The following is a 477-nucleotide window of genomic DNA, read 5'->3' as shown; positions in this document are numbered from 1 at the left end:
CACCGAACATATGGACACCGTCGAACGCATCAGCGAACGGCGTATCAGCGCCCTCGCCCAGGCCTGAGCCCTGCCCCGATAGCCAACTCAACTAAATGACTATTTAGTTGAGTTATAAGCTTGGCGAGGAATTCGCCGGGTTACGCTCAACGAGCACTCTTCATTTCCAGAGCCTGATCGAGACTGAGCTTGAGCTCTTCATCATTCCAGGGCTTGCTGATGTAACGGAACACATACCCATCGTTGATTGCCTGCGTGATCATGCTCATATCGGCGTAGCCGGTCAGCAGGATATTCACGCAGTGCGGATCGCGCCTATGCACCTCGCGCAGCAAGGTCGGCCCGTCCATGAACGGCATGCGCGCGTCGCAGACGATCAGGTCGACCGCGTGTTGTTCGAAAAGGCTCAGCGCCTGGGCCCCGCTCGTGGCCAGCAGCAAGTCGTAAGGCTTTGCGCGCAGCAGGCGCCGAAGGCTG

Annotated in this window: 1 protein-coding gene; it reads right to left on the bottom strand. The window is 58.3% G+C overall.

The annotated features are described in order from the left end of the window. Window positions 1-146: 146 nt before the first annotated feature. The coding region (locus tag FCS21_RS15905; protein WP_138624489.1) for a response regulator at window positions 147-477 on the bottom strand (331 nt) is incomplete at its 5' end.

The sequence above is a fragment of the Colwellia ponticola genome (assembly GCF_005885605.1).
Lineage (GTDB): Bacteria > Pseudomonadota > Gammaproteobacteria > Enterobacterales > Alteromonadaceae > Colwellia > Colwellia ponticola.
This window is presented reverse-complemented; position numbering and strand designations above follow the sequence as displayed.